Source organism: Streptomyces sp. C, from assembly GCF_000158895.1.
Lineage (GTDB): Bacteria > Actinomycetota > Actinomycetes > Streptomycetales > Streptomycetaceae > Streptomyces > Streptomyces racemochromogenes.
The window spans coordinates 6,078,765-6,104,274 of sequence record NZ_GG657750.1; the positions used below are offsets into that span (position 1 = coordinate 6,078,765).

Genomic DNA, 25,510 nt, shown 5'->3' on the forward strand with positions numbered 1-25,510 from the left:
CGACGGATGGCCGTCGCTTATGGGCAGGAGTGGATGAGTCGTGCAGACTCCCGGATCGCAGTCCTCGCTGCATCGCGCGAACCTGGCAAGAGTCGTGCGGGCCGTGCGCCTCGCCGGTTCGCTGACCCAGGCGGAGATCGCCCGCACCACCGGACTGTCGGCGGCCACGGTCTCCAACATCGTCCGTGAACTGAAGGAGAGCGGCACCGTCGAGGTCACCGACACCTCGGCCGGCGGCCGCCGGGCCCGCAGCGTCTCGCTCAGCGGGGACGCGGGCATCGTCATCGGAGTGGACTTCGGCCACACCCACCTGCGGGTGGCCGTGGGCAACCTGGCGCACCAGGTGCTCGCCGAGGAGGCCGAGCCGCTGGACGTGGACGCCTCCTGGGTGGACGGCTTCGACCGGGCGGAATCCCTGGTCGGACGGCTGGTCCAGGGCATCGGGGTGGCCCGCGACAAGGTCATCGGCGTCGGGCTCGGCGTCCCGGGCCCGATCGACGTGGAGTCCGGCACCCTGGGCTCGACGGCGATCCTGCCGGGCTGGGCCGGGATCAACCCGCGCCAGGAGCTCTCGCAGCGCCTCGGCGTGCCCGTCTACGTGGACAACGACGCGAACCTCGGCGCGCTGGGGGAACTCGTCTGGGGGAGCGGCCGGGGGGTCCGCGACCTGGCGTACATCAAGGTCGCGAGCGGTGTGGGCGCCGGCCTGGTGATCAACGGCCAGATCTACCGGGGACCCGGCGGCACGGCGGGGGAGATCGGGCACATCACCCTGGACGAGTCGGGCCCCGTCTGCCGCTGCGGCAACCGCGGCTGCCTGGAGACCTTCGCGGCCGCGCGGTACGTGCTGCCGCTGCTCCAGGGCACGCACGGACCGGAACTGACGATGGAGAAGGTGGTCGAGCTGGCCCGCGGCGGGGACCCCGGCTGCCGCCGGGTCATCACCGACGTGGGCCGGCACATCGGCAGCGGCGTGGCCAGCCTGTGCAACCTCCTGAACCCGAGCCGGATCGTGCTCGGCGGCTCCCTGGCGGAGGCCGGCGAGCTGGTGCTGGCCCCGATCCGCGAGTCCGTGGGGCGGTACGCGATCCCCAGCGCCGCCCGCCGGCTGTCGGTCCTGACGGGGTCGTTGGGGGGCCGCGCGGAAGTACTCGGCGCACTGGCCCTCGTACTCAGTGAGATGGGCGATTCGACGCTTTTGGCGGAAAATGGCATTGGGGTGCGAGTCCCCGCCGCCATGTCTTCAGGTAGATAACGGATGGCACCGTTGTCATCTCGTTAAGGATTCACTCCTTGACGGCAAACCGCGGCCGGGGTTGACTCACGTCCACCTCGGCCGCAGCGTTGCGGCCTCGTCAGGGAGGTTCAACGAATGAACACGCGTATGCGTAGAGCCGCCGTTGCCGTCGCCGCCGGCGCCATGGCCGTTTCGCTGGCCGCTTGTGGCAGCGCCAAGGAAGCGGGCGGCGAGAAGAAGCCCTCCGGCTCCGCCGCCGCCGGTGACGCCATCAAGGTCGGTCTGCTCCTGCCCGAGAACCAGACCGCGCGCTACGAGAAGTTCGACAAGCCGCTGATCGAGAAGAAGATCGCCGATCTCACCGGCGGCAAGGCCGAGGTGGTCTACGCCAACGCCAAGCAGGACGCGACCACGCAGAACTCGCAGGTCGACACGATGATCACCAACAAGGTGAACGTCCTGATCGTCGACGCGGTCGACGCCAAGGCCATCGCCGGCTCGGTCAAGAAGGCCAAGGACGCCGGCATCCCGGTCGTCGCCTACGACCGCCTGGCGGAGGGCCCGATCGACGCCTACACCTCCTTCGACAACGAAGAGGTCGGCAAGGTCCAGGGCAAGGCCCTGCTGGAGGCCCTGGGCGACAAGGCCAAGGACGGCCAGATCGTCATGATGAACGGCTCCGTCACCGACCCGAACGCCGCGCTGTTCAAGAAGGGCGCCCACTCCGTCCTCGACGGCAAGGTGACCATCGGCAAGGAGTACGACACCAAGGAGTGGAAGCCGGAGAACGCCAACACCAACATGGCGGGCGCGCTGACCGCGCTCGGCAAGGACAAGGTGATCGGCGTCTACTCCGCCAACGACGGCATGGCCGGCGGCATCATCACCGCCCTCAAGGCCGCCGGCCTGTCCCCCCTGCCCCCGGTCACCGGCCAGGACGCCGAACTCGCCGGTGTGCAGCGGATCGTGGCGGGCGAGCAGTTCATGAGCGTCTACAAGCCGTACGCCCCCGAGGCCGCGGCCGCCGCCGAGATGGCCGTCGCCCTCGCCAAGGGCGAGAAGATCGACGGGATCATCAACAACAAGGTCGACAGCCCGACCAGCAAGGGCGTCCCGTCCGTGCTGATCCCGGTCGTCTCGCTCACCAAGAGCAACATCAAGGACACCGTCGTCAAGGACGGCGTCTACACGGTCGACGAGATCTGCACCGACAAGTTCTCGGCCGCCTGCGCCACCATCGGCCTCAAGTAAGGCCCCCCGCCGCCGCCCCTCCCGCGGCCCGGCGACCCCCTGCTCTGCCCGGCGCCCCGCCCCTCATACCCCGCCAACCGCGGGGCGCCGGGCAGGAACGCTGTATCGCAAAAACGATTCGCCTTTCGCTTGTCGTATCCCCATCCGCCCCGCTCCTGCTCTTTTGCACGACATCCCCGCCGGTCAGGCGGCGAAGGAGATGGTTCATGTGTCCGCTGCGCCCGTGCTGGCGTTGCGAGGGGTCTCGAAGCGGTTCGGCGCCGTCCAGGCCCTGACCGACGTAGAACTCGAGATCCACTCCGGTGAGGTGGTCGCCCTGGTCGGCGACAACGGCGCCGGCAAGTCCACGCTGGTCAAGACGATCGCCGGCGTGCACCCCATCGATGACGGAGTCATCGAGTGGGAGGGCCGCCCGGTCTCCATCGGCAAGCCCCACGACGCCCAGAACCTCGGCATCGCGACCGTCTACCAGGACCTCGCGCTGTGCGACAACATCGACGTCGTCGGCAACCTCTTCCTCGGGCGAGAGCTCAAGCGCTTCGGCGTCCTCGACGAGGTGGAGATGGAGCGCCGCGCCCGCGAGCTCCTCACCACCCTGTCCATCCGGATCCCCAGTGTCCGGATCCCCATCGCCTCGCTCTCCGGCGGCCAGCGCCAGACCGTGGCGATCGCCCGCTCGATGCTGGGCGAGCCCAAGCTCGTCATCCTCGACGAGCCCACCGCGGCCCTCGGCGTCGAGCAGACCGCACAGGTGCTCGACCTCGTGGAGCGGCTGCGCGAGCGAGGCCACGCCGTCATCCTCATCAGCCACAACATGGCCGATGTGAAGGCCGTCGCCGACAAGGTGGCGGTGCTGCGGCTGGGCCGCAACAACGGTGTCTTCAACGTCGCCGACACCTCGCAGGAAGAGATCATCTCCGCCATCACCGGGGCCACGGACAACGCCGTGACCCGCCGGGCGGCCCGCACCGGGGAGGCCCGCAAGTGAGCACCGAACACCACACGCACGCGGAAGAGGTGGCCCAGCTCGCCAACCCCGCCGCACCGGCGGACGCCATCCCGGTCGTGGACCCCCGCCTGCTCGTGCGCGAGCAGGGCCTGTCCGGCTACCTGAGCGAGTTCGGCCGCAAGATGAAGGCCGGCGACCTGGGCTCGATCCCGGTCGTCCTCGGCCTGATCATCATCTGGAGCATCTTCCAGGGGCTGAACTCGAACTTCCTCTCCCCGGAGAACCTCTCCAACATCGCGATCACCATGGTCGCCACCGGCATGATGGCCGTCGGCATCATCTTCGTCCTGCTGCTCGGCGAGATCGACCTCTCGGTCGGCTCGGTCAGCGGCGTCTCGGGCGCCATCGTCGCCGTCCTCGCCGTCACCCACGGCGTCAACGAGTGGGTCGCCATCCTCGCCGCCGTCGGCGGCGGCGCCCTGATCGGCGCGATCCACGGCTTCTTCTTCGCCAAGATCGGCGCCCCCGCCTTCGCCGTCACCCTGTCCGGCCTGCTGTTCTGGTCCGGCGCCATGCTCCAGATCCTGGGCAGCAACGGCACCATCAACCTCGACTCCGAGGGCGTCGTCGGACAGCTCACCACGTACTACTTCTCGGACGTGGCCGCCGGCTACGGCCTCGCGGCCGTCGCCACGGTGGCGTACTTCCTCGCCACCTACTTCGACAACCGCCGCCGGGAGGCCGCCGGGGTCCCCTCGCGCCCGCTCAGCGAGATCCTGCTGCGCACCGGCCTGCTGGCGGTCTTCACCTTCGGCCCGGCCGTCGTGTTCAACCAGTACAAGGGCCTGCCCCTGGCGCTGGTGATCTTCGTGGTGGCCCTGGTCGGCACGGACTTCGTCCTGCGCCGCACCACCTTCGGCCGCAACGTCTTCGCCCTCGGCGGCAGCGTCGAGGCCTCCCGCCGCGCGGGCATCAACGTCAACGGCATCCGCATCGCCGTCTTCGCGATCGCGGGCACCTTCGCGGCCGTCGGCGGCCTCTTCTGGGCCTCCAAGATCGCGGCGGCCAACCAGAGCGCCGGCGCCGGCGACCTGCTGATGAACGTGATCGCGGCGGCCGTCATCGGCGGCACCAGCCTCTTCGGCGGCCGCGGCCGCACCTGGAACGCCCTCCTCGGTGTGATGGTCATCACCAGCATCCAGTACGGTCTGGCCCTGGAGGGGATCGCGACTCCGATCCAGTACATGATCACCGGTGCCGTCCTGCTGGCGACGGTGGTCATCGACTCGGTGACCCGCAAGACCCAGAAGTCGGCCGGCCGCGCCTGACCGCGCGACCTGGGACGACACCAGGCGGTAAGACCCGTCACAGTGCCCGGTGCCACTCCGTGTGGCACCGGGCACCCGTGCGTACACCTGTGCGCACGGGTGTGCTGGTGTACGCCCGTTTGGGATGTGTGACTTCGCGGCGAGGTGTACAGGTATGACAAAGGTGTGACCCGTCAGGTACCGCCCGATGACCGCCCTCGCGAGCGGAACATTAGACTCGACAGACCAGCAAGCAACTGCAAGGAGGCACGGGTGCTGCTGACCCGCATCAAGGGACCGCGCGATCTGGACCGGCTCAGCCAGGAGGAGCTCAACCAGCTCGCGGCAGAGATCAGGTCCTTCCTCGTCGACGCCGTCTCCAAGACCGGCGGGCACCTCGGCCCCAACCTCGGCGTGGTCGAACTGACGATCGCCCTGCACCGGGTCTTCGAATCGCCCAAGGACAAGGTCCTCTTCGACACGGGCCACCAGGCCTACGTCCACAAGCTGCTCACCGGCCGCCAGGACTTCTCGGACCTGCGCGCCAAGGGCGGCCTGTCCGGCTACCCCTCGCGCGCCGAGTCCGACCACGACGTGATCGAGAACTCGCACGCCTCCACGGTTCTGGGCTGGGCCGACGGCCTCGCCAAGGCCAACGAGGTGCTCCGCCGCGAGGACCACCACGTCGCCGCCGTCATCGGTGACGGCGCCCTCACCGGCGGCATGGCATGGGAGGCGCTGAACAACATCGCCGCCGCCAAGGACCGCCCGCTCGTCATCGTCGTCAACGACAACGAGCGCTCGTACGGCCCCACCATCGGCGGCCTCGCGAACCACCTGGCCACCCTGCGCACCACGGACGGCTACGAGCGCTTCCTGGCCCGCGGCAAGGAGATCCTGGAGCGCACCCCCGTCGTCGGGAAGCCGCTCTTCGAGACCCTGCACGGCGCCAAGAAGGGCCTCAAGGACTTCATCGCCCCCCAGGGCATGTTCGAGGACCTGGGCCTGAAGTACATCGGCCCCATCGACGGCCACGACATCGAGGCCCTGGAGTCCGCGCTCCAGCGCGCCAAGCGCTTCAGCGGCCCGGTCATCGTGCACTGCCTCACCCAGAAGGGCCGCGGCTACACCCCGGCCCTGGAGCACGAGGCGGACCGCTTCCACGCGGTCGGCGTGATCCACCCCGACACCGGCCTCCCGGTCAAGACCGCCGCCGCCAGCTGGACCTCCGTCTTCGCCGACGAGATGGTCAAGCTCGGCCACGAGCGCGAGGACATCGTCGGCATCACCGCCGCCATGCTCCACCCAGTCGGCCTCAACAAGTTCGCCGAGGCCTTCCCGGACCGCATCTACGACGTCGGCATCGCCGAGCAGCACGGCGCCACCTCCGCGGCGGGCCTGGCCACCGGCGGCGTCCACCCCGTCTTCGCCGTCTACGCCACCTTCCTCAACCGCGCCTTCGACCAGGTCCTCATGGACGTGGCCCTGCACAAGTGCGGCGTCACCTTCGTCCTCGACCGCGCCGGCGTCACCGGCGACGACGGCGCCTCCCACAACGGCATGTGGGACATGTCCATCCTCCAGGTCGTCCCCGGCCTGCGCCTGGCCGCGCCGCGCGACGCCGAACAGCTGCGCGCCCAGCTGCGCGAGGCCGTCGAGGTCAAGGACGCGCCGACCGTCGTGCGCTACTCCAAGGGCGTCGTCGGCCCGGCCGTCCCGGCCGTCGGCCGGATCGGCGGCATGGACGTCCTGCGCACCCCGGCCCCCGAAGTCACCCGTCCGGACGTACTCCTCGTCTCCGTCGGCGCGCTCGCCCCGATGTGCCTGGAGATCGCCGGCCTCCTCGACAAGCAGGGCATCTCCACCACCGTGGTCGACCCCCGCTGGGTCAAGCCGGTGGACGAGGCCCTCGCCCCGCTCGCCGAGCGCCACCGGGTGGTCGTCACCGTCGAGGACAACGGCCGCACCGGCGGTGTGGGCGCCGCGGTCTCGCAGGCCCTGCGCGACGCCGGCGTCGACGTACCGCTGCGTGACTTCGGCATCCCGCAGCGCTTCCTCGACCACGCGCAGCGCAAGGAGATCATGGCCGAGATCGGCCTGACCGCCCCGGACATCGCCCGCCAGGTCACCGGTCTCGTCGCCAAGCTGGACGGCCGCTTCGAGAGCGAGCCGGCCGCCGCCGTCGACTAGCCGGAACGGGCCGGATCGCGCGGTTGCACGTCACGGGCCGGGAGATCACCCTTGAAGGGTGGGCCTCCCGGCCCGTTCGCGTACTTCTTGGGAGGTGCGTAGGTGAGCACGGATCAGAACAGCCCGTTCCGCACCAAGACGGTGGAACAGTCCATCCGTGACACGGAGGAGCCGGAGCACGCGCTCCGCAAATCGCTCTCCGCCTGGGACCTGACGGTCTTCGGTGTCGGCGTCATCATCGGTACCGGCATCTTCGTCCTCACGGGCATCGCGGCCCGCAACAACGCCGGCCCCGCCACCGCGCTCTCCTTCGTGGTGTCGGGCGTCGTCTGCGCCCTCGCGGCCCTCTGCTACGCCGAGTTCGCGTCCACCGTCCCGGTGGCGGGATCGGCGTACACGTTCGCGTACGCCTCGATCGGAGAGCTGCCGGCCTGGATCATCGGCTGGGACCTGGTCCTCGAATTCGCGCTCGGCACGGCCGTCGTGGCCGTCGGCTGGTCCGGGTACGTACGCCACCTCATGCACACGAACCTCGGCTGGGACATGCCCGTCGCGCTGTCCGGACCCGACGCGGGCGGCACCTTCGACCTGATGGCCTTCCTGCTGGTCATCGTCCTGACCGCGATCCTCGTCGTCGGCACGAAGCTGTCGGCCCGGATCACCGCGGTCGTCGTCGCCATCAAGGTCTTCGTGGTGCTGCTGGTCATCGTCGCGGGCCTGTTCTTCGTCAAGGCCGACAACTACTCGCCGTTCATCCCCCCGGCGAAGCCGCAGGAGGGCGGCAGCGGCTGGACGGCACCACTGGTCCAGCTGCTGTTCGGGTACGAGCCCACCAACTTCGGCGTGATGGGCATCTTCACCGCGGCCTCCCTGGTCTTCTTCGCCTTCATCGGCTTCGACGTCGTGGCCACCGCGGCCGAGGAGACCAAGAACCCGCAACGGGACATGCCGCGCGGCATCCTCGGCTCGCTGCTCATCTGCACGCTGCTCTACGTCGCCGTGACCATCGTCGTCACCGGCATGCAGTACTACGCGGAGATGTCGCCGACGGCGCCGCTCGCCGAGGCCTTCAAGTCCGTGAACCAGCCGTTCTTCTCCGGCGCCATCAGCCTCGGGGCGGCCGTCGGCCTGATCACGGTCAGCATGATCCTGCTGCTGGGCCAGACCCGCGTGTTCTTCGCGATGAGCCGTGACGGACTGCTGCCGCGCGTCTTCTCCGTCACCCACCCCAAGTACCGCACCCCCTACCGGGCCACGCTGCTCCTCGGCGGGATCATCGCGGTCATCGCGGGCTTCACCAGCCTGGCGAAGCTCGCCGAACTGGTCAACATCGGCACCCTGTTCGCCTTCGTCATCGTGGCGCTCGGCGTGATCATCCTCCGCAAGACCCGCCCCGACCTGCACCGGTCCTTCCGCACCCCGTGGGTGCCGGTGATCCCGATCCTGTCGATGGCGGCCTCGCTCTGGCTGATGCTCAACCTGCCGGCCGAGACCTGGCTGCGCTTCGGGATCTGGATGGCCGTCGGCTTCGTCGTCTACTTCCTGTACGGCAGGCGCAAGAGCCGCCTCGCGCAGGTCGGCCAGGACGCCAGGTAGGAGTGCGCGGACGTCAGGACGACGGGGACGGCCCGGGCGCGCGGGACTTGGCGCCCGGGCCGCCGCCCTTGGCGGGGGAGTCCTTCGCCGAAGCGGGCACCTTCCGGTCGTTGCGCAGGGCCTCCCACAGCTGGGAGGCCTGCTCCTGTGCGACCACGACCCGGTTCGGGTCCACCTTGTCGTAGGCCACCGGCAGCATGATGGTCTCCATGGTGGACGGGTCCACGCCCTGCAGGCTCCGCGCGAAGTCGGACAGCGCGGTGAGCGAGGCCAGATCGGAGTCGGTGGTCAGCGACTTGGTGCCGGCGTCGGCGAGCTTGTAGAGCCGCGCGGGATTGCCGAGGGCGTCCTGCTTCTTGATCTCGGACAGCATCGCGAGCATGAACTGCTGCTGGAGTCCTATGCGTCCGAGGTCGCTGCCGTCGCCGTAGCCGTAGCGGGTCCGTACGAACTTCAGCGAGTCGGTGCCGTTCAGGCGGTGCGTCCCCGCGTCCAGCTTGAGGCCGCCCTTCGCGCCGGTCATCGGCTGGTCGAGGGTGACGGTGACCCCGCCCAGGGCGTCGACGAGGCCCTTGAAGCCGGCGAAGTCCACCTCGACGAAGTGGTCCACGCGGATCCCGGACAGCTGCTCCACGGTCTTGACCACGCAGGCCGGACCGGCCAGCGAGTAGACGGAGTTGAACATGACGCGGCGGGCCTCGGGAACCGTGGTGCCGTCCCCGTCCTTGCACTCGGGCCGGGTGACCAGGGTGTCGCGCGGGATGCTCACCGCGGTGGCCCTGGAGCGGCCCTCGGGTATGTGGACCAGCATCGCGGTGTCGGAGCGGGCTCCGCTGACGTCGCCGTGGTCGAGCTCGCCGTTGGCCCCGGCCCGCGAATCGGAGCCGAGGACCAGGAGGTTCTGTGCGTTCTCGACGACCTTCGGCGGCCGGTTGTCGGTGCCGATGGCCTCGTCCAGGTCCACGCTGTCGATGTTCCCGCTGAGGTGGCCGTAGACCCACCAGCCGGACCCCGCCGCGCCGAGGACCACCAGGGCCGCCGTCCAGGCGAGCCCCCGCCGGATCCGGGAGGCGCGCGAACGGGGCGGCTTCGTGGGGGCGGTGGAGTCTGAAGTCATGCCCGGGAACCGGTCCTTCCGAACGGGTGGCGGGAGATCCGGTGGGGATCTCGGGGGGAACTCGCGGGCTACAACATAGACGCAGGGGGCCGCCCGGGAGCCCCGGGGTATCCTGAATCTGTTCGAACGACGAAGCGGAAGGTTTGCTGCGGTTCCATGGCGACGCGATCCCGGCGCGGTTCGGACAGATCACCCGAGCAGCCCTCCGGAGCCGCCGGGACCCCCGCGGCCGGCCGGAACGGCGCCGCGCTGGGCCCCCTGACCGGTCGTTGGCTCCTCACCGGCAAGGACGGCCGGCTCACCGCCTACGCGCGCGCCGCGGACGGCATGCTCCGCTGGACCGAAACCGCCCCCGGCGGCCCCGGATGGACCGGCCCCGACCTCCTGCCCGCCGACGGCCTGACCGACCTCACCGTGGGCCAGGGCCCGGACGGGTACGCCCACTTCGCGGGACGGCGCCGCACCGGGACCGGGGACGCCGCGACGGTCACCTACCACCACGCGGTGCAGTACCAGAGCGGCCGCCCGACGGGCCCCTGGGAATCCCTCGGCACGCTCTACCAGCGGGCCGGGATGTCGCACCGCGGCGGCCCGCCCGCCCTGGCGGTCGACGCCCAGGGCACGCCCCACCTCTTCGTCCGCAACGCCGGTCGCGGAGTCCACGTCAGGCGCCAGGACGGCAAGGGCAACTGGCAGCCCTGGGAGGACCTGCGGGGCAGCAAGGCCTTCGAGGGCGTCACCGCCGACTCCACCGCCGACGGCCGCATCTGGCTCGCCGCACCCGGCGAGAAGGGCCTCTCCCGCTGGACCCAGAACACCCCCGGCGGCCCGGTGGAGCGGGCCGAGGACGTCCCGTACCTCGCCCAGGACGGCTCCGTGCGCACCCTGGAGACGTCCCCGGGCCGGGTCACCCACTTCTGGCACGCGGCCGACGGCAGCGGGGTGTTCGCTTGCCGGGAGGGCGCCGGGGTGCTGGCGCTGGGCGGCGGACCGGGCACCGGCGCGGTCGCGGCCGTCCGCGCGCTGGTCGACGGCTACGACTGCACGGTGCTGGCCCACCGGGGCGTGAACGGGCGCACCGTCCTCGCCGCGTACCCCACGGAGCACGAGGCGGCGGGGCTGTGGTGGACCGAGATCGGCGAGGAGGGGCCGGGCTCCCCGGCGCTCGCCCTCGACGCCCGCGGCCTGCTCGTCATCGCCTGCGTCAGCGCCAGGGGCGAGCTGCTGGTCAGCCGGCAGAAGGACAACTCCGGCCTGTCACTGGGCCGCTGGCAGCGCCTGTGACGGCTCGGGCCGCCGCCGCCCCTGCGGCGGGATCCTCGTCAGGTTGTGCCGGTCCACCGCCAGCGCCGATATCCGCCGCAGGAAGTCCACCGACCGCGCCGCGGTGTCCGGGGTGATCCAGGCGTCGTCGATGTCGCACAGCTCCACCCGCACGGGCGAGCCGCCCAGCACGATGGGCAGGGTGTAGGCGATGGTGGACGCGAAGGTCAGCAGGGACCGGCCGATGGGCTCGGTGAGCGCGGTCAGTTCGAGCGGCAGCTCGGGGTGCACGATCTCCATGCCGGTGAGTCCGGCGATCCGCTCCAGCTTGGGCCCGCTCTCCCTGCGGTGGGCGAAGTAGCGGCCGGCCGCCCGGTGGCGGGCGATCCAGCCGACCGCCTCGATGTACCGGTCCTCGTCGACGACCCCGGTCTCCACCAGGGAGCTGCCCGCCAGGTCGGCGCCGGGCCGCACCCGTACCGGACCGAACGTGGCGCGGCTCCAGGCGTAGTCGTTGGGCCGCAACTCGGTGCCGGGCGGCGCGGCGACCGGCATGCAGGTGAAGAAGACGGCGCGCTCCAGCTCCTCCCGGGCCAGCCAGCGGTTGACCGGGCCGCCCTTGGCGGAGGGCTTGAGCTCGCCCTGGTGCCAGCGGGTCAGCTGCCCGCCGTAGGTCAGCAGGCTGACCAGCTCGGTGGTGGCGGTGCCGTCGTCCACGACGACCACCTCGCGGGCCTTGGAGCGGGGCAGCAGCAGCTGGATCGTACGGGAGAACAGGTCGCCGATCACCAGGCGCCGGGCGGAGGCCACCGCGCGGCCGAGGCGGACGAGCTCCCCGGCCCGCCCCAGGTAGCCGGCGCGGACCTCGTAGCGCCGCCAGACCACCTTGGACTGGGAGGCGAACCGGCACAGCCGGCGGACCTGCGCGCGCGAACGCGGGTCCACCGGCTGGAGGACGGCGATGGTGAGGGACGCTGCCTCGCCCGGGTGGACGTACGCCCACTCCAGGACGTTCAGTAGTTGAGCCGGGCTCTCCACCAGGGCGAGGGTGTCGCTCATGCCGTGGCCGTCACGCCCTCGGCGGGGAGGGTGCCCTGGACCCGGCGGAGCTTCTTCATCGGACCGAGTTCGGAGGCGTAGACGCGCTTGACGCCGTCGCCGAGGGCGGTCTCGATGGTGCGGATGTCACGGACCAGGCGGGCCAGGCCCCCCGGCTCGACGGAGGCGGCCTGGTCGGAGCCCCACATCGCGCGGTCCAGGGTGATGTGCCGCTCCACGGCGCAGGCGCCGAGGGCGACCGCGGCGACGGTGGTCTGCAGGCCGGTCTCGTGACCGGAGTAGCCGATCGGGACGTTGGGGTACTCCTCCTGGAGCGTGTTGATGACCCGCAGGTTGAGCTCCTCGGCCTTGGCCGGGTACGTCGAGGTGGCGTGCAGCAGGACGACGTTCGCGCTGCCCAGCACCTCCACGGCGTGCCGGATCTGCTGCGGGGTGGACATGCCGGTGGACAGGATGACCGTCTTGCCGGTGGCGCGCAGGGCGAGCAGCAGTTCGTCGTCGGTCAGCGAGGCGGAGGCCACCTTGTGGGCCGGGACGTCGAACTTCTCCAGGAAGGTGACGGCCTCGGTGTCCCAGGGGGAGGCGAACCAGTCGATGCCGCGCTCGGCGCAGTGTTCGCCGATGGCCCGGTACTCGTCCTCGCCGAACTCGACGCGGTGGCGGTAGTCGATGTACGTCATCCGGCCCCAGGGGGTGTCCCGCTCGATGTCCCACTGGTCGCGGGGCGTGCATATCTCGGGGGTGCGCTTCTGGAACTTGACGGCGTCACAGCCCGCGTCGGCGGCCGCGTCGATCAGCGCGAGGGCGTTGGCGAGCTCACCGTTGTGGTTGATCCCGATCTCGCCGATCACGTAGGTGGGCCGGCCGGGGCCGACCTCCTTGTTCCCGATCCGGCGGATTCGGCTGCTGTGCACCACTGTTCAGAGTTCCTTTCCGGGGTACTGCAAGGGGTACTGCGAGGGGTTGTGCGAGGGGTTCTGCGAAGGGTCCGGCGACGGCGGGGCCGCCGGGGTCTGCGGGGCGTCGAGGAGGGGGGCCAGGGCCCGGGCCCGGTCGAGGTCGCCGGGCTCGTCGATCTCGATGGCCCGCTCGGGGGCGGTGGGGACGAGCTGGGTCCGGCCGAAGAAGCGGTGGCCGTGCCGGCGGAAGCCGTCGGCACGCATGGCGTAGACGGCGCCCGACTCCAGGTACTCGGGGGTGCGGTCCTGGCGGCGCAGGCGTACGGAGCTGTCGTGGTTGACCCCGTGCGCGTGGTGGGCGGCCTGCGCCCCGGCGGGCCCGGTGCCCCAGAGGAAGCCGTGGAAGGGCACGGCGGTGAACGCCGAGTCGGCGCCGCCCCGCACCACGGCCAGCACGGTCTCCTCGACCTCCTCCGGGGTGGTGAAGGGGCTGGTGCACTGCACGAAGACGAGGACGTCCACGGGCTCGGAGTGACGTTCCTCCAGCACGTCCAGGGCGTGCAGCAGCGCGGACTCGCTGGACGCCCGGTCCGAGCCCAGCTCCGCCGGGCGGTCGACGACCTCCGCGCCCGCCGCGAGGGCGGCGCGGGCGATCGCCGCGTCGTCGGTGGAGACCACCACCCGGGTCACGTGGGCGGCGCCCCGGCAGGCGAGGACGGCCCGGGCGACGAGCGGTACCCCGCCGACCTCGGCGGTGTTCTTGCCGGGGATGCCCTTGGAGCCGCCCCGGGCGGGTATGACGGCGGTGACGTTCACGAGGCTTCCCCCTGGGGTGCCGGTACGACGGGGGCGGTCACACGCCGCCCCACTGCTGGATCTTCGGGGCCACGCGCTGGACCCCGAACTGGTAGGCGACCTTCAGCACCCGGCGGGAGGTGCGCCGCATGGGTCCGCTCGGGCGGCGGACGGCGGCCGCCGCGCCGGGGGAGCCGTCCGGGTTCAGCCCCCGGCGGCGCAGCAGCGCACCCACGTATTCGGGGGCGCTGTCGGCCGTGTAGTACGGGGATATCGGCGGCAGCGCGGAGCCGCGCAGCTGCTCGATGCGGTGGCGGAGTTCCCCGTACGGATTCACCGCGCGGATTCCCTGGTCGGCGGTCCAGGATTCGTCCGCGAGCGGGGCGTCGCCCTCGTCTATCGCGGTCCAGTCGGTGACGCATCCGGAACCGGTGAAATAGTGGTTCCCGTGGACCTCACGGACTCCGAGATCGCTGAGGATCGCGGTCGGCATTCCCCGGTGCATCGATTCCAGGGCGGCCGTGGAACTGACCGTCACGAGCAGGTCGGTGCGGTCGAGGGTCTCCGACATGTTTCCGTAGACGAAATGCAGATTGGGCGGCAGAGGTTCTTCCAGCTGTTCCGCGAGCACCTGGTAGTGGAAGGCTTCCACATGGGTGGTCGCCTCACCGGGCTTGCTGCGGAGTTTGACGAGTACGTCGCGTCCCGGGCGCAGCCGCGCGTGGGATATCGCGCGGCGCAGCAGGTAAAGGCGGCCGTTCCGGTCGGCGGGCACCGACGGCTGGACGGCGAAACACACCGTATAGGGGTGGGTGGCGTGCGTGCGGTTCGCGTCGTAAGGCCTCTGGTCGAGGAAGGGGAGCGCCGTCTGGACGATGCAGGAAACGGGAATTCCGAGCGGCTCGTACACCTCGGTGAAACGGCGCCGGTCGAAAGGACTGTTGGCGAGGACGATGTCGGCGCCGGCCCGCAGCAGGAGCCCGTCGGCCATCTTCTCGTAGACGACGCCCACGTAACCCGTCATCAGCACCGGCCGCCGCGGCGCCCCGGCGAACCGGCGGGCGAGCGCGTGCAGGGCCGCGTGGGTGGCGCCGCCGACCGTGCCCAGGATGATCAGATCCGCTCCGTCGAGTTCCGGCGCCGCCGCGAAACCGGCGAGCGTGGCCTCGGTGATCGAGGCGGGGGTGATGCCGACCTCCGCCAGCTGGCGCGCCGTCGGCGTGCTGCGGCCGCGCAGCATGTGGGCGTGCACCTCGCTGCCCGGTGCCAGGCCCACCGCCAGCCCCGCGCCCCATTTCCAGCGGGTGTCGGAGTCTGCGAGCACGTGGATGCGCACTTGGTGATTCCCGGTCGGTCGGCGGAGCCCAACTGCCGTCGGCGTGCCCGCGGCCGGCGCGGGCGGGGCGGGACTGCCGCCGGGCCCCATAGACCCTACATGCTCACCTGAGCCTTATGTGTCACGGAAAGGCTTCGACGGCCCGGGGAGTTGTACGTCACACCCGGAGGTTCCGGGTGCCTCTCCGGGCGCTCCTATCATGATGTCCGGTCCGTCCGTGCGGCTCCGGCGGACGTGTGTGGGCAATGGGGAGAAGGTGAGTGGTTCCGGTGGTGACCCTTTCGGTAATCGTCGCGATGTGTGACGTCCGGGAGTTCTGCCGGACGGCGCTCAAGTCCTTGGCGCTCAATGCCCGGGCGGACTTCGAGTTCATCGTCGTCGACGACTGCTCCGTCGACGGCACGTCAGAGATCCTGCGGGAGATGGTCCCCGGGATTCCCGGCGCCGTGCTGATCCGCAACGAGCGGAACCTCGGTATTTCGGCCACCCGCAACATCGGCCTCGCCGCCGCCCGCGGCCGGTTCTTCACCTTCCTCGACGGCGACGACTGGTACGCCCCCGGATATCTCGCGCAACTGGTCGGCTGGATGAGCGAGTCGGGCGTGGATTTCCTGCGCACCGGCCACGTCCGCGTGTACGGGAGGAAGCGGAAGATCGTCATGGCGCCGCTCGCGCCGAGGGCCCTCCCGCTCGATCCCGCCGACTACATAGGCCCCGTCGACGCCTCCACCTTCATGGACTACCCCCAGTCCTGGGCCGGCATCTACGACCGCGAACGGCTGCGGGCGGCCGACGCCCTGTTCTTCGACGAGAGCCTGCGCACCGCCGAGGACCGCCCCTGGTTCTACAAGCTGCACCTGCGGATGCGGTCCTTCGGAGTGGTCGACCTCCATGGCATCTTCTACCGCCGCGACGTGTCCACCTCCCTCACCAAGGTCCCCGACGAACGGCAGCTGGACTTCCTCCCCGCCTTCCGGATGATTTTCGACGAGCTCTCCCACCACCCGCGCGGATACGAACTGTCGTTCAAGGCCATGCGAACACTGTGCGCGCTCATCGTCATTCACCTGGGCCGCGAGGAGCAGTACGAGGAACTCACCCGGGACCTGCTGCGCGCACGCGGCGCGCAGATCCTCTTCGACCTCCCCCAGGACATCCTCGAAGGAACCCTGGCGGGAATGGACTCCGCACGCGTGACCAAGCTCAGGGAACTCATGTCGCAGCACCAGGGCGCCGCCGCCCGATGACCCGGATATTCGCCGCCTCCACCCTCTACGGCGCCATGACGGTGGCCGCCGCCATCGACGCCGGACAGCTCGGCCGGGACGACCGCGAGCGCGTCCTGCTCGTCTGCAACAACGTCGACATCCCCGAAGTCGCCACCCCGCTGCACCAGATGCCCGGCGCCGCCGCCGTCCTGAAGCGCTTCCACCGGGTCGTCTACTGGAACGACCTCATCTACCCCTTCCACCCCGCGGTGTGGGCCCCCCGCGACGAGGACGCCCCCCTCTGGCGCACGGTCATGGCGGAGAAGATGGCCATCCGGCCCGGACCCCTGGAACTCGTCGTCGAGTCGATCCAGGTCAAGCCCGCCCAGACCCTCTGCAAGATCTTCTCCGACGCCACCCTCGCCGTGTACGCCGACGGCGTCATGAGCTACGGCCCCACCCGCAACGACCTGCCCCGCCCCCTCCACGGCCGGATCGACCAGGTCCTCTACCTCGACCTCGTCCCCACCCTGCTGCCCATGCTCCTCACCGAGTACGGGATCCCCTCGCAGCCCGTGCACACCGGCGCCGTGCTCGAACTGATGGCGGAGCTCACCGAGGAGTGCCGCCCCCTCCTCGACCGGGTGATCCCGCGGCAGCTCGCCGGGGGAGGCCCGGGGACGGCACTCCTCCTCGGCCAGTACCTCTCCCCCCTCGGCATCCTCACCGAGGAGGAGGAAGAGGACCTGCACCGGCGCATGTTCGAGCACGCCGTGCGGCTCGGCCACACCGCCGTCGTCTTCAAACCGCACCCCAGCGCCCCTTCCGCCCTCTCCGACGCCCTCGCCGGGGCGGCCCGCGAGGCCGGCGTCCCCTTCCTGGTGCTGGACGTCCCGGTCCTCGCCGAGACCGTCTTCGCGTACCTGCGCCCCGGCCGGGTGATCGGCTGCTTCTCCACCGGCCTGTTCACCGCCCGCGCCCTGTACGGGATCCCCGTCGCCCAGACCGGCGCGCTGGAGGTCGTCCGGCGCATGCGGCCCTACGCCAACAGCAACCGGATCCCCGCCACCCTCACCCACGCCCTGGTCCCCGACCTGGAGGACCCGCAGGCCGCCCCCGCCGACCGGATCCTGGACGCCGAACACATCCGCACCGAGGTCACCCCGTACGTCCAGGCCGTCGGCTACTGCATGCAGCCCAAGCGGTTCGGCTTCCTGCGCCCGGTGGCCGAGGCGTACATCGCCGCGGCCGTCGACCGGTGGGAGGACCGCCCCGAGCTGTCCATGCACTTCAACGAACGCACCCGCACCCGCCTGGAACTGCCCGGCCCGCGCACCTGGAAGTGGCGGCGCGGCCTGGGCTGGACCCTGCGCAGCACCGGGGAGCGCCGCGAGCCGGACGAGGCGCCCGTCACCGACGTCTCGATGAGCGGCTTCGCCTCGCTCGTCGAGGCCAAGGACGACCAGGGCGTCCTGGAGGTCGGCGCGCGCCTGCTCGCCGAGCAGGAGAACCTCGACCTGCTCCTGGGCATGGCCCAGGCCCACATCCGCCGCAAGGAGACCGACCGGGCCAGGCAGCTGATCGAGCGGGCCGCGGAGGTCTCCGCCGACAGCGGGCGCGCCATGGTGTGGCTGCGGATCGCGGAGACCGCCGCCAAGCTGGGCAAGCGCGGCGACGACCTGCGCCTCACGGCGGGGCGGCGGGCGCTCGGCATCAACCCGGACTCGCCGGCGGCCCAGCGCCTGGTCAGGACCGGCCGGCTCGGCCGCCGGTAGGGGGCGTCCGGCCCTACGGGGAAGGGCCCGTCCGCACCAGGTGCGGACGGGCCCTTCACTGTGTTGCTCGCGGTGTTACGCCGGGACGCTGGCGACACCCGGGGCGAGGAACTTCTTGCCGTTCACCCGCTCCGAGACGCCCTCACGGTCCAGGTACGGGGTGATGCCGCCCAGGTGGAAGGGCCAGCCCGCACCGGTGATGAGGCAGAGGTCGATGTCCTGGGCCTCGGCCACGACACCCTCCTCCAGCATCAGGCCGATCTCCTGCGCCACCGCGTCCAGGACGCGGTCGCGGACCTGCTCCTCGGTGAGGACGGAGTCGCCCTGCACCAGGAGGGCGGCGACCTCGGGGTCCAGCTCCGGCTTGCCGGAATCGTAGACGTAGAAGCCGCGCTTGCCGGCCTCGACGACCCGCTTGAGGTTCGGGGAGACGGTGAAGCGCTCCGGGAAGGAACGGTTCAGCGTCTCGGACACGTGCAGGCCGATCGCCGGGCCCACGAGCTCCAGCAGCACCAGCGGGGACATCGGCAGGCCGAGCGGCTCGATGGCCTTCTCCGCCGTGACGACCGGGGTGCCCTCGTCGATGACGTTCTGGATCTCGCCCATGAAGCGGGTCAGGATGCGGTTCACGACGAACGCCGGGGCGTCCTTCGTCAGGACCGCGGTCTTCTTCAGCTTCTTGGCGACACCGAACGCCGTGGCCAGCGAGGCGTCGTCCGTCTGCTCACCGCGGACGATCTCCAGCAGCGGGAGGATCGCGACCGGGTTGAAGAAGTGGAAGCCGACCACGCGCTCCGGGTGCTGGAGCTTGGAGGCCATCTCCGACACCGACAGCGAGGAGGTGTTGGTGGCGAGGATCGCGTGCGCCGGGGCGACCGCCTCGACCTCCGCGAACACCTTCTGCTTGACGGACATCTCCTCGAACACGGCCTCGATGATGAAGTCCGCGTCCGCGAAGCCCTCGGCCTTGTCCAGGACACCGGTGACCAGGGCGGTCAGGCGGTTGGCCTTGTCCTGGTTGATCCGGCCCTTGCCGAGCAGCTTCTGGATCTCGGCGTGGACGTAGCCCACGCCCTTGTCCACGCGCTCCTGGTCGATGTCGGTGAGGACCACCGGCACCTCCAGGCGGCGCAGGAACAGCAGCGCCAGCTGCGAGGCCATCAGGCCCGCGCCGACGACGCCGACCTTGGTGACCGGACGGGCCAGGGACTTGTCCGGGGCGCCGGCCGGGCGCTTGCCGCGCTTCTGGACCAGGTTGAAGGCGTAGATGCCCGAGCGCAGCTCGCCGCCCATGATGAGGTCGGCCAGGGCCTTGTCCTCGGCGTCGAAGCCGGCCTGGAGGTCGCCGTCCTTGGCCGCGGCGATGATCTCCAGCGCGCGGTAGGCGGCCGGAGCGGCGCCGTGCACCTTGGAGTCCGCGATGAAGCGGCCCTTGGCGACGGCCGCGTCCCAGGCCTCGCCGCGGTCGACCTCGGCGCGTACGACCTCGGTCTCGCCCTTCAGGACCTTCGCGGTCCAGATCAGGGACTGCTCCAGGAAGTCGGCGCCCTCGAAGATCGCGTCGGCGATGCCGAGCTCGAAGACCTGCTTGCCCTTGAGCTGGCGGTTCTGGTTGAGCGAGTTCTCGATGATGACCGAGACCGCGCGCTCCGCGCCGATCAGGTTCGGGAGGATGGCGCAGCCGCCCCAGCCCGGAACCAGGCCGAGGAAGACCTCGGGCAGCGAGAAGGCCGGGATGGCCTTCGAGACGGTGCGGTACGAGCAGTGCAGGCCGACCTCGACACCGCCGCCCATCGCCGCGCCGTTGTAGTACGCGAAGGTGGGGACGGCCAGCGCGGAGAGGCGCTTGAAGACGTCGTGGCCGCCCTTGCCGATGGCGAGCGCCTCGTCGTGCTTCTTCAGCAGCTCGACGCCCTTGAGGTCGGCGCCGACGGCGAAGATGAACGGCTTGCCGGTGATGCCCGCGCCGACGATGGTGCCGGCGGCGGCCTCCTGCTCGACCTGGTCGATCGCCGCGTTCAGGTTGGCGAGGGACTGCGGGCCGAAGGTGGTCGGCTTGGTGTGGTCGAAGCCGTTGTCCAGCGTGATGAGCGCGAAGCGCCCGGCGCCGAACGGCAGGTCCAGGTGGCGGACGTGCGCGGACGTGACGACCTCGTCCGGGAACAGCTCGGCCGCGCCCTTCAGGAGCTCAGCGGTGGTGCTCACTTGGAGTCTCCCTCGGCGTTGAAGTTCGGGTTCTCCCAGATGACCGTGGCGCCCATGCCGAAGCCGACGCACATGGTGGTCAGGCCGTAGCGGACGTGCGGCTGCTCCTCGAACTGGCGGGCCAGCTGCGTCATCAGGCGGACGCCGGAGGAGGCCAGCGGGTGACCGAAGGCGATGGCGCCGCCGTACTGGTTCACGCGGGCGTCGTCGTCGGCGATGCCGTAGTGCTCCAGGAACGCGAGGACCTGGACGGCGAAGGCCTCGTTGATCTCGAACAGGCCGATGTCGTCGATCGTCAGACCGGCCTGGGCCAGGGCCTTCTCGGTCGCCGGGATCGGGCCGTAGCCCATGACCTCCGGCTCCACGCCCGCGAAGGAGTACGAGACGAGGCGCATCTTGACCGGGAGGTTGTTCTCGCGGGCGAAGTCCTCGGACGCGATGATCGCGGCGGTGGCACCGTCGTTGAGACCGGCGGCGTTGCCCGCGGTGACCCGGCCGTGCGTACGGAACGGGGTCTTCAGGCCGGCCAGGTTCTCCAGCGTGGTGCCCGGGCGCATCGGCTCGTCGGAGGTGACCAGGCCCCAGCCCGTCTCACCCGCGGCCTCGTTGGTGTTGCGCACCGAGATCGGGACCAGGTCCTGCTGGATCTTGCCGTCGGCGTACGCCTTGGCGGCCTTCTCCTGCGAGCGCACGGCGTACTCGTCGGCGCGGAGCTTGGTGATCGTCGGGTACCGGTCGTGCAGGTTCTCGGCGGTCATGCCCATGAACAGGGCGGACTCGTCGACCAGCTTCTCGGAGACGAAGCGCGGGTTCGGGTCGACGCCCTCGCCCATGGGGTGGCGGCCCATGTGCTCGACACCGCCGGCGAGGGCGACGTCGTACGCACCGAAGGCCACACCGCCCGCGACGGCGGTCACGGCGGTCAGCGCGCCGGCGCACATGCGGTCGATGGAGTAGCCCGGGACGGACTGCGGGAGGCCCGCGAGGATGCCGGCCGTGCGGCCCAGCGTCAGGCCCTGGTCGCCGATCTGCGTGGTCGCGGCGATGGCGACCTCGTCGATCTTCTTGGGGTCCAGGTCCGGGTTGCGGCGCAGCAGCTCCCGGATCGCCTTCACGACGAGGTCGTCGGCGCGGGTCTCGTGGTAGATGCCCTTCGGGCCCGCCTTGCCGAACGGGGTGCGGACGCCGTCGACGAAGACGACGTCCCTGACGGTACGAGGCACGTTGGCTCTCCTCCAGGTACGGGATGGCGCTGCTGCGCGGGGGCGGCCCGGCCGGTATGGCTGAGCGCCCGCTCACCCGGCCCATGCTACTTGCGGGTAACCAATGTGCACACCCCCTCCCCGAGGAGCGGCGAAGGTCACACTCCCGAGCGGTGCGTGCGGACAGCGCGAAAGCCCCCGGCCGGGGGCCGGGGGCTTTCGTGGGGCCGGGCTCAGGCGGTCGCGGCCAGGGCCGTGACCAGCACCGGGGTCACCTGCTCGATCTGCCAGGGGCGGGCGCCGTGGCCGGCCAGGGCCTGTGCCACCGTGTCCGCGTCGAGCCGCTTGGGGGGCTCCCAGCACAGCCGGCGCACGGTGTCCGGGGTGATCAGGTTCTCCTGCGGCAGGTTCAGCCGCTCGGCCAGCGCGGAGACGGCCGTGCGGGCCGCCGCCAGCCGGGCCGCGGCGGCCGGGTCCTTGTCCGCCCAGGAACGCGGCGGGGGCGGGCCGGAGGGGGACGCCCCGGGCTGCGGCAGCTCGCTCTCGGGCAGGGCCTTCGCCCGGTCCACGGCGGCCATCCACTGGTCCAGCTGGCGCCGGCCCATCCGCTGCCCGTAGCCGGGCAGGGACGACAGGGCGTGCACGTTCACCGGGAGGGCGAGGGCCGCCTCCACGATCGCGGCGTCGCCCAGCACCTTGCCGGGGGAGACGTCCCGGCGCTGCGCGATGCGGTCGCGGGACTCCCACAGCTCCCGGACGACCGCCATCTGCCGGCGGCGGCGCACCTTGTGCATGCCGGACGTGCGGCGCCACGGATCCTTGCGGGGCGGGGCGGGCGGGGCCGAGGCGATGGCGTCGAACTCCTGGCGGGCCCACTCCAGCTTGCCCTGCCGGTCCAGTTCCTTCTCCAGCGCGTCCCGCAGGTCCACCAGCAGCTCCACGTCGAGCGCCGCGTAGCGCAGCCAGGGCTCGGGGAGCGGGCGGGTGGACCAGTCGACGGCGGAGTGCCCCTTCTCCAGGGCGTAGCCGAGCACGCCCTCCACCATCGCGCCGAGTCCGACCCGGGGGAAGCCCGCCAGGCGGCCGGCCAGCTCGGTGTCGAAGAGCGAGGTGGGCACCATGCCTATTTCACGCAGGCACGGCAGGTCCTGGGTGGCGGCGTGCAGGATCCATTCGGTCCCGGAGAGAGCCTCGCCCAGCGCGGACAGGTCCGGACAGCCCACCGGGTCGATGAGCGCGGAGCCCGCACCCTCGCGGCGCAGCTGCACGAGGTAGGCGCGCTGGCCGTACCGGTAGCCGGAGGCGCGCTCGGCGTCGACGGCCACGGGCCCGGTGCCGGCGGCGAAGGCCGCGACGACCCGGGCGAGGGCGTCGGCGTCGGCGACGACCGGCGGAATGCCCTCACGGGGCTCCAGCAAGGGGATCGGCGTCGGCTGCCCATCGGACGGAACCTCGGCGTCCGGGGGGCCGCCCCCGGTGGTGGTGCGCAGGTGTGCTGCGGTCTCTTGGGCGTCGGTCACCGGTAAAGGGTATCCGTGTATGGGACGCGCCCGTCGCCGGAACGTTCCGTCGACGGGCGCGAAGGGGAGAACGGCGGCCGGTGCCCGGGGCCTCCAGGCGGTTCGCCGGGGAGCCTCGGGACGGATCAGTGGATGATCCCCGTCCGCAGCGCGACGGCGACCATCCCGGCCCGGTCGCCGGTGCCCAGCTTGCGGGCGATCCGGGCGAGGTGGGACTTGACGGTCAGGGCGGACAGGCCCATCGAGACGCCGATGGCCTTGTTGGACTGGCCCTCCGCGACGAGGCGCAGGACCTCGACCTCGCGGCCGGAGAGCTCTCGGTAGCCGCCCGGGTGGCTCGGGGCACCCGGGGGGCGGCGGTGCATGCGTGCGGCGGCGGCACCGATGGGGGCGGCGCCGGGCCGGGTGGGGAGCCCGATGTTGGTCCGCGTACCCGTGACGACGTAGCCCTTCACCCCGCCCGCGAGGGCGTTGCGCACGGCACCGATGTCATCGGCGGCGGACAGGGCCAGGCCGTTCGGCCAGCCCGCGGCGCGGGTCTCGGAGAGCAGGGTGAGACCGGAACCGTCGGGCAGGTGTACGTCGGCCACGCAGATGTCGCGCGGGCTGCCGACGCGGGGGCGGGCCTCCGCGATGGACGACGCCTCGATCACGTCACGGACTCCGAGGGCCCACAGATGGCGGGTCACGGTGGAACGGACGCGCGGGTCGGCCACGACGACCATGGCCGTCGGCTTGTTCGGGCGGTAGGCGACCAGGCTTGCGGGCTGCTCGAGAAGAACGGACACCTAGGCCTCCTGGGGGAGTGGCGGGACGGGCCGGCTCGGGGAAGGAAGCCGGTTCGCACCGTGCGGATGGTCACTGACTCCTTCGGCACGTCACCCACCCGGCTTTAGGGAATGATCACGATTTGGTGAGTAACAATTCGGGCAATTCGGACGCACGATCGATCAAGGGATGATCGGAAGGCCGCCCGGCACGCACCGTTCTGACGCACCGTTATGACAACGAGCGGTCGTCACGGGTGCGCACGCGGCCGCCGGACGGGCCCGTACGGCCCCTTCGGGCCGCCCGGCTACGGGTGGTGCGGACCGCGCCGCTGTGGCAGGGACACCACGCCCGTGACGTTGTCCGTCGGCCCCACCGGCGGCAGCCCCGCGATCTGGCACAGCAGCTCGCACCAGGCCGCCAGGTGCGCGGTCGTGTCCGGCACCCCGCCCGTCCCCTCGCGCGGCGTCCACGAGGCCCTGATCTCGATCTGCGTCGCCGGACGCCGCTCCGAGAGCCCGCCGAAGTAGTGCGAGGCCGCCATCGTGACGGTGCCGCTCGCCTCCCCGTACCCCAGCCCGCGCGCCTCCAGCGCACCCGTCAGCCAGGACCAGCACACCTCGGCCAGCAGCGGGTCCGCCGCCATCTCCGGCTCCAGCTCCGCCCGCACCAGCGTCACCAGCCGGAACGCACCCTGCCAGGCGTCGTGCCCGGCCGGATCGTGGAGCAGGATCAGCCGGCCGTCGGCCAGGTCGTCCTCCCCGTCCACGACCGCGGCCTCCAGCGCGTACGCGTACGGCGCCAGCCGCTGGGGCGGTTTCACCGGCTCGATCTCGATCCCGGGCCGCAGCCGCGCCGTGCGCAAACCGTCTACCGCCCGCCGGAACGGGAGCGGGACCGAACTCTCCTTCGCGCTGTCCGTACCCTCGGCGCCATCTGAAAATCGTCCCTGAGCCGCAGCCATGCCGGGAAGACTAGGCGGAACGAGCGCCCGTACGGCGCAGGGACACCCGCGCCGGGCCGGGCACTTCTTCATACGTGCGAAGATTTGGGTCGTGAGCGCCAACGACCGCCCCCAGGGCCCGCCGAGCCAGACGTACGATTCCGCCTTCCTGAAGGCGTGCCGGCGGGAGCCGGTGCCCCACACGCCGGTGTGGTTCATGAGGCAGGCCGGCCGCTCACTCCCCGAGTACCGCAAGGTGCGCGAGGGCACGGCCATGCTGGAGTCCTGCATGCGCCCCGACCTGGTCACCGAGATCACCATGCAGCCCGTGCGGCGCCACGACGTGGACGCGGCGATCTTCTTCTCCGACATCGTGGTCCCGCTGAAGGCCATCGGCGTCGACCTGGACATCAAGCCGGGCATCGGCCCGGTCGTCGCCCAGCCGATCCGCCGCCGCGAGGACCTCGCGCAGCTGCGCGACCTCACCCCGGAGGACGTCGCGTACGTGACCGAGGCGATCGGCATGCTCACGGGTGAACTCGGCGGCACGCCGTTGATCGGCTTCGCCGGCGCGCCGTTCACCCTCGCGAGCTACCTCGTCGAGGGCGGCCCGTCCAAGAACCACGAGCACACCAAGGCCCTCATGTACGGGGACCCGCAGCTGTGGGCCGAGCTGCTCGACCGCCTCGCCGAGATCACCTCCGCCTTCCTGAAGGTCCAGATCGAGGCCGGCGCCTCCGCCGTCCAGCTCTTCGACTCCTGGGTCGGCGCCCTGGCCCCGGCGGACTACCGCCGCTCGGTCATGCCGGCCTCCGCGAAGGTCCTGGAGTCCGTCGCCTCGTACGGCGTCCCGCGGATCCACTTCGGCGTGGGAACGGGCGAGCTGCTCG

20 protein-coding genes are annotated in these 25,510 nt (G+C 71.2%); 10 read left to right on the forward strand and 10 right to left on the reverse strand.

Annotated elements, in window-relative coordinates; translation table 11 throughout:
* The first annotated feature begins 40 nt into the window (after nucleotides 1–40).
* The 6 genes from SSNG_RS27365 (at nucleotide 41) to SSNG_RS27390 (ending at nucleotide 8,530) form a co-directional block, all read left to right on the forward strand.
* Nucleotides 41–1,255 (forward strand): ROK family transcriptional regulator, encoded by a 1,215-nt coding sequence (locus SSNG_RS27365; protein WP_007267174.1) that lies wholly within the window; start codon nucleotides 41–43, stop codon nucleotides 1,253–1,255.
* Nucleotides 1,256–1,372: 117 nt separating this feature from the next.
* Nucleotides 1,373–2,488, forward strand: coding sequence for a substrate-binding domain-containing protein (locus SSNG_RS27370; protein ID WP_007267175.1), 1,116 nt, complete (start codon nucleotides 1,373–1,375; stop codon nucleotides 2,486–2,488).
* 199 nt (nucleotides 2,489–2,687) lie between these two features.
* Nucleotides 2,688–3,476 carry an ATP-binding cassette domain-containing protein gene (locus SSNG_RS27375; RefSeq protein WP_007267176.1) on the forward strand — a complete coding sequence of 263 codons (789 nt, stop codon included), beginning with the start codon at nucleotides 2,688–2,690 and terminating at the stop codon, nucleotides 3,474–3,476.
* A gap of 29 nt (nucleotides 3,477–3,505) precedes the next feature.
* On the forward strand, nucleotides 3,506–4,765 hold the full coding sequence (locus tag SSNG_RS27380; RefSeq protein WP_042804181.1) for an ABC transporter permease: 1,260 nt from the start codon (nucleotides 3,506–3,508) through the stop codon (nucleotides 4,763–4,765).
* 252 nt (nucleotides 4,766–5,017) lie between these two features.
* The gene (dxs, locus tag SSNG_RS27385; RefSeq protein ID WP_007267178.1) at nucleotides 5,018–6,934 is read left to right on the forward strand and encodes a 1-deoxy-D-xylulose-5-phosphate synthase; all 1,917 of its coding nucleotides are present in this window, start codon (nucleotides 5,018–5,020) and stop codon (nucleotides 6,932–6,934) included.
* A 102-nt stretch (nucleotides 6,935–7,036) separates the two neighbouring features.
* Nucleotides 7,037–8,530, forward strand: coding sequence for an amino acid permease (locus tag SSNG_RS27390; RefSeq protein ID WP_007267179.1), 1,494 nt, complete (start codon nucleotides 7,037–7,039; stop codon nucleotides 8,528–8,530).
* A 13-nt stretch (nucleotides 8,531–8,543) separates the two neighbouring features.
* Here the strand turns inward: SSNG_RS27390 and SSNG_RS27395 are convergent, their stop codons facing one another.
* Nucleotides 8,544–9,647: an LCP family protein gene (locus tag SSNG_RS27395; protein WP_007267180.1), complete on the reverse strand. Its 1,104-nt coding sequence runs from the start codon at nucleotides 9,645–9,647 to the stop codon at nucleotides 8,544–8,546.
* Between the two features lie 156 nt (nucleotides 9,648–9,803).
* Between SSNG_RS27395 and SSNG_RS27400 the strand changes: the two genes are divergently transcribed.
* Nucleotides 9,804–10,931 (forward strand): hypothetical protein, encoded by a 1,128-nt coding sequence (locus SSNG_RS27400; protein WP_007267181.1) that lies wholly within the window; start codon nucleotides 9,804–9,806, stop codon nucleotides 10,929–10,931.
* On the opposite strand, the gene SSNG_RS27405 is transcribed toward SSNG_RS27400, so the two are convergent.
* Genes SSNG_RS27405 through SSNG_RS27420 form a run of 4 tightly spaced genes read right to left on the reverse strand, consistent with a single transcriptional unit; the run spans nucleotide 10,905 to nucleotide 14,999 of the window.
* Nucleotides 10,905–11,969: a hypothetical protein gene (locus SSNG_RS27405; RefSeq protein WP_007267182.1), complete on the reverse strand. Its 1,065-nt coding sequence runs from the start codon at nucleotides 11,967–11,969 to the stop codon at nucleotides 10,905–10,907. The two genes, SSNG_RS27400 and SSNG_RS27405, sit on opposite strands and share 27 nt — an antisense overlap.
* Nucleotides 11,966–12,883, reverse strand: a complete 918-nt coding sequence (locus SSNG_RS27410; RefSeq protein WP_050779924.1) for an N-acetylneuraminate synthase family protein — start codon at nucleotides 12,881–12,883, stop codon at nucleotides 11,966–11,968. The genes SSNG_RS27405 and SSNG_RS27410 overlap by 4 nt, the downstream gene beginning before the upstream one ends.
* Before the next feature lie 6 nt (nucleotides 12,884–12,889).
* Entirely contained in the window at nucleotides 12,890–13,684 is a 795-nt protein-coding gene (locus SSNG_RS27415; protein WP_007267184.1) for an acylneuraminate cytidylyltransferase family protein, read from the reverse strand.
* A gap of 37 nt (nucleotides 13,685–13,721) precedes the next feature.
* Nucleotides 13,722–14,999 carry a DUF6716 putative glycosyltransferase gene (locus SSNG_RS27420; RefSeq protein ID WP_042802039.1) on the reverse strand — a complete coding sequence of 426 codons (1,278 nt, stop codon included), beginning with the start codon at nucleotides 14,997–14,999 and terminating at the stop codon, nucleotides 13,722–13,724.
* A 272-nt stretch (nucleotides 15,000–15,271) separates the two neighbouring features.
* Between SSNG_RS27420 and SSNG_RS27425 the strand changes: the two genes are divergently transcribed.
* Nucleotides 15,272–16,246, forward strand: a complete 975-nt coding sequence (locus SSNG_RS27425; protein WP_007267186.1) for a glycosyltransferase family 2 protein — start codon at nucleotides 15,272–15,274, stop codon at nucleotides 16,244–16,246.
* Complete coding sequence (locus SSNG_RS27430) at nucleotides 16,243–17,982, forward strand: polysialyltransferase family glycosyltransferase (RefSeq protein ID WP_007267187.1); 1,740 nt, start codon at nucleotides 16,243–16,245, stop codon at nucleotides 17,980–17,982. The genes SSNG_RS27425 and SSNG_RS27430 overlap by 4 nt, the downstream gene beginning before the upstream one ends.
* A gap of 75 nt (nucleotides 17,983–18,057) precedes the next feature.
* On the opposite strand, the gene SSNG_RS27435 is transcribed toward SSNG_RS27430, so the two are convergent.
* The 5 genes from SSNG_RS27435 to SSNG_RS27455 all read right to left on the reverse strand — a co-directional run bounded on the left by SSNG_RS27435 (nucleotide 18,058) and on the right by SSNG_RS27455 (nucleotide 24,641).
* Nucleotides 18,058–20,187 (reverse strand): 3-hydroxyacyl-CoA dehydrogenase NAD-binding domain-containing protein, encoded by a 2,130-nt coding sequence (locus tag SSNG_RS27435; protein WP_007267188.1) that lies wholly within the window; start codon nucleotides 20,185–20,187, stop codon nucleotides 18,058–18,060.
* On the reverse strand, nucleotides 20,184–21,410 hold the full coding sequence (locus SSNG_RS27440; protein ID WP_007267189.1) for an acetyl-CoA C-acyltransferase: 1,227 nt from the start codon (nucleotides 21,408–21,410) through the stop codon (nucleotides 20,184–20,186). Before SSNG_RS27440 ends, SSNG_RS27435 begins: the two co-directional genes overlap by 4 nt.
* Before the next feature lie 212 nt (nucleotides 21,411–21,622).
* The gene (locus SSNG_RS27445; RefSeq protein WP_007267190.1) at nucleotides 21,623–22,909 is read right to left on the reverse strand and encodes a ribonuclease D; all 1,287 of its coding nucleotides are present in this window, start codon (nucleotides 22,907–22,909) and stop codon (nucleotides 21,623–21,625) included.
* A 125-nt stretch (nucleotides 22,910–23,034) separates the two neighbouring features.
* On the reverse strand, nucleotides 23,035–23,697 hold the full coding sequence (locus SSNG_RS27450; RefSeq protein WP_007267191.1) for a response regulator transcription factor: 663 nt from the start codon (nucleotides 23,695–23,697) through the stop codon (nucleotides 23,035–23,037).
* Between the two features lie 287 nt (nucleotides 23,698–23,984).
* Nucleotides 23,985–24,641: a DUF3000 domain-containing protein gene (locus tag SSNG_RS27455; RefSeq protein ID WP_007267193.1), complete on the reverse strand. Its 657-nt coding sequence runs from the start codon at nucleotides 24,639–24,641 to the stop codon at nucleotides 23,985–23,987.
* Nucleotides 24,642–24,732: 91 nt separating this feature from the next.
* Between SSNG_RS27455 and SSNG_RS27460 the strand changes: the two genes are divergently transcribed.
* Nucleotides 24,733–25,510: uroporphyrinogen decarboxylase (locus SSNG_RS27460; RefSeq protein ID WP_042802043.1), on the forward strand; the 778-nt coding region annotated here is incomplete at its 3' end.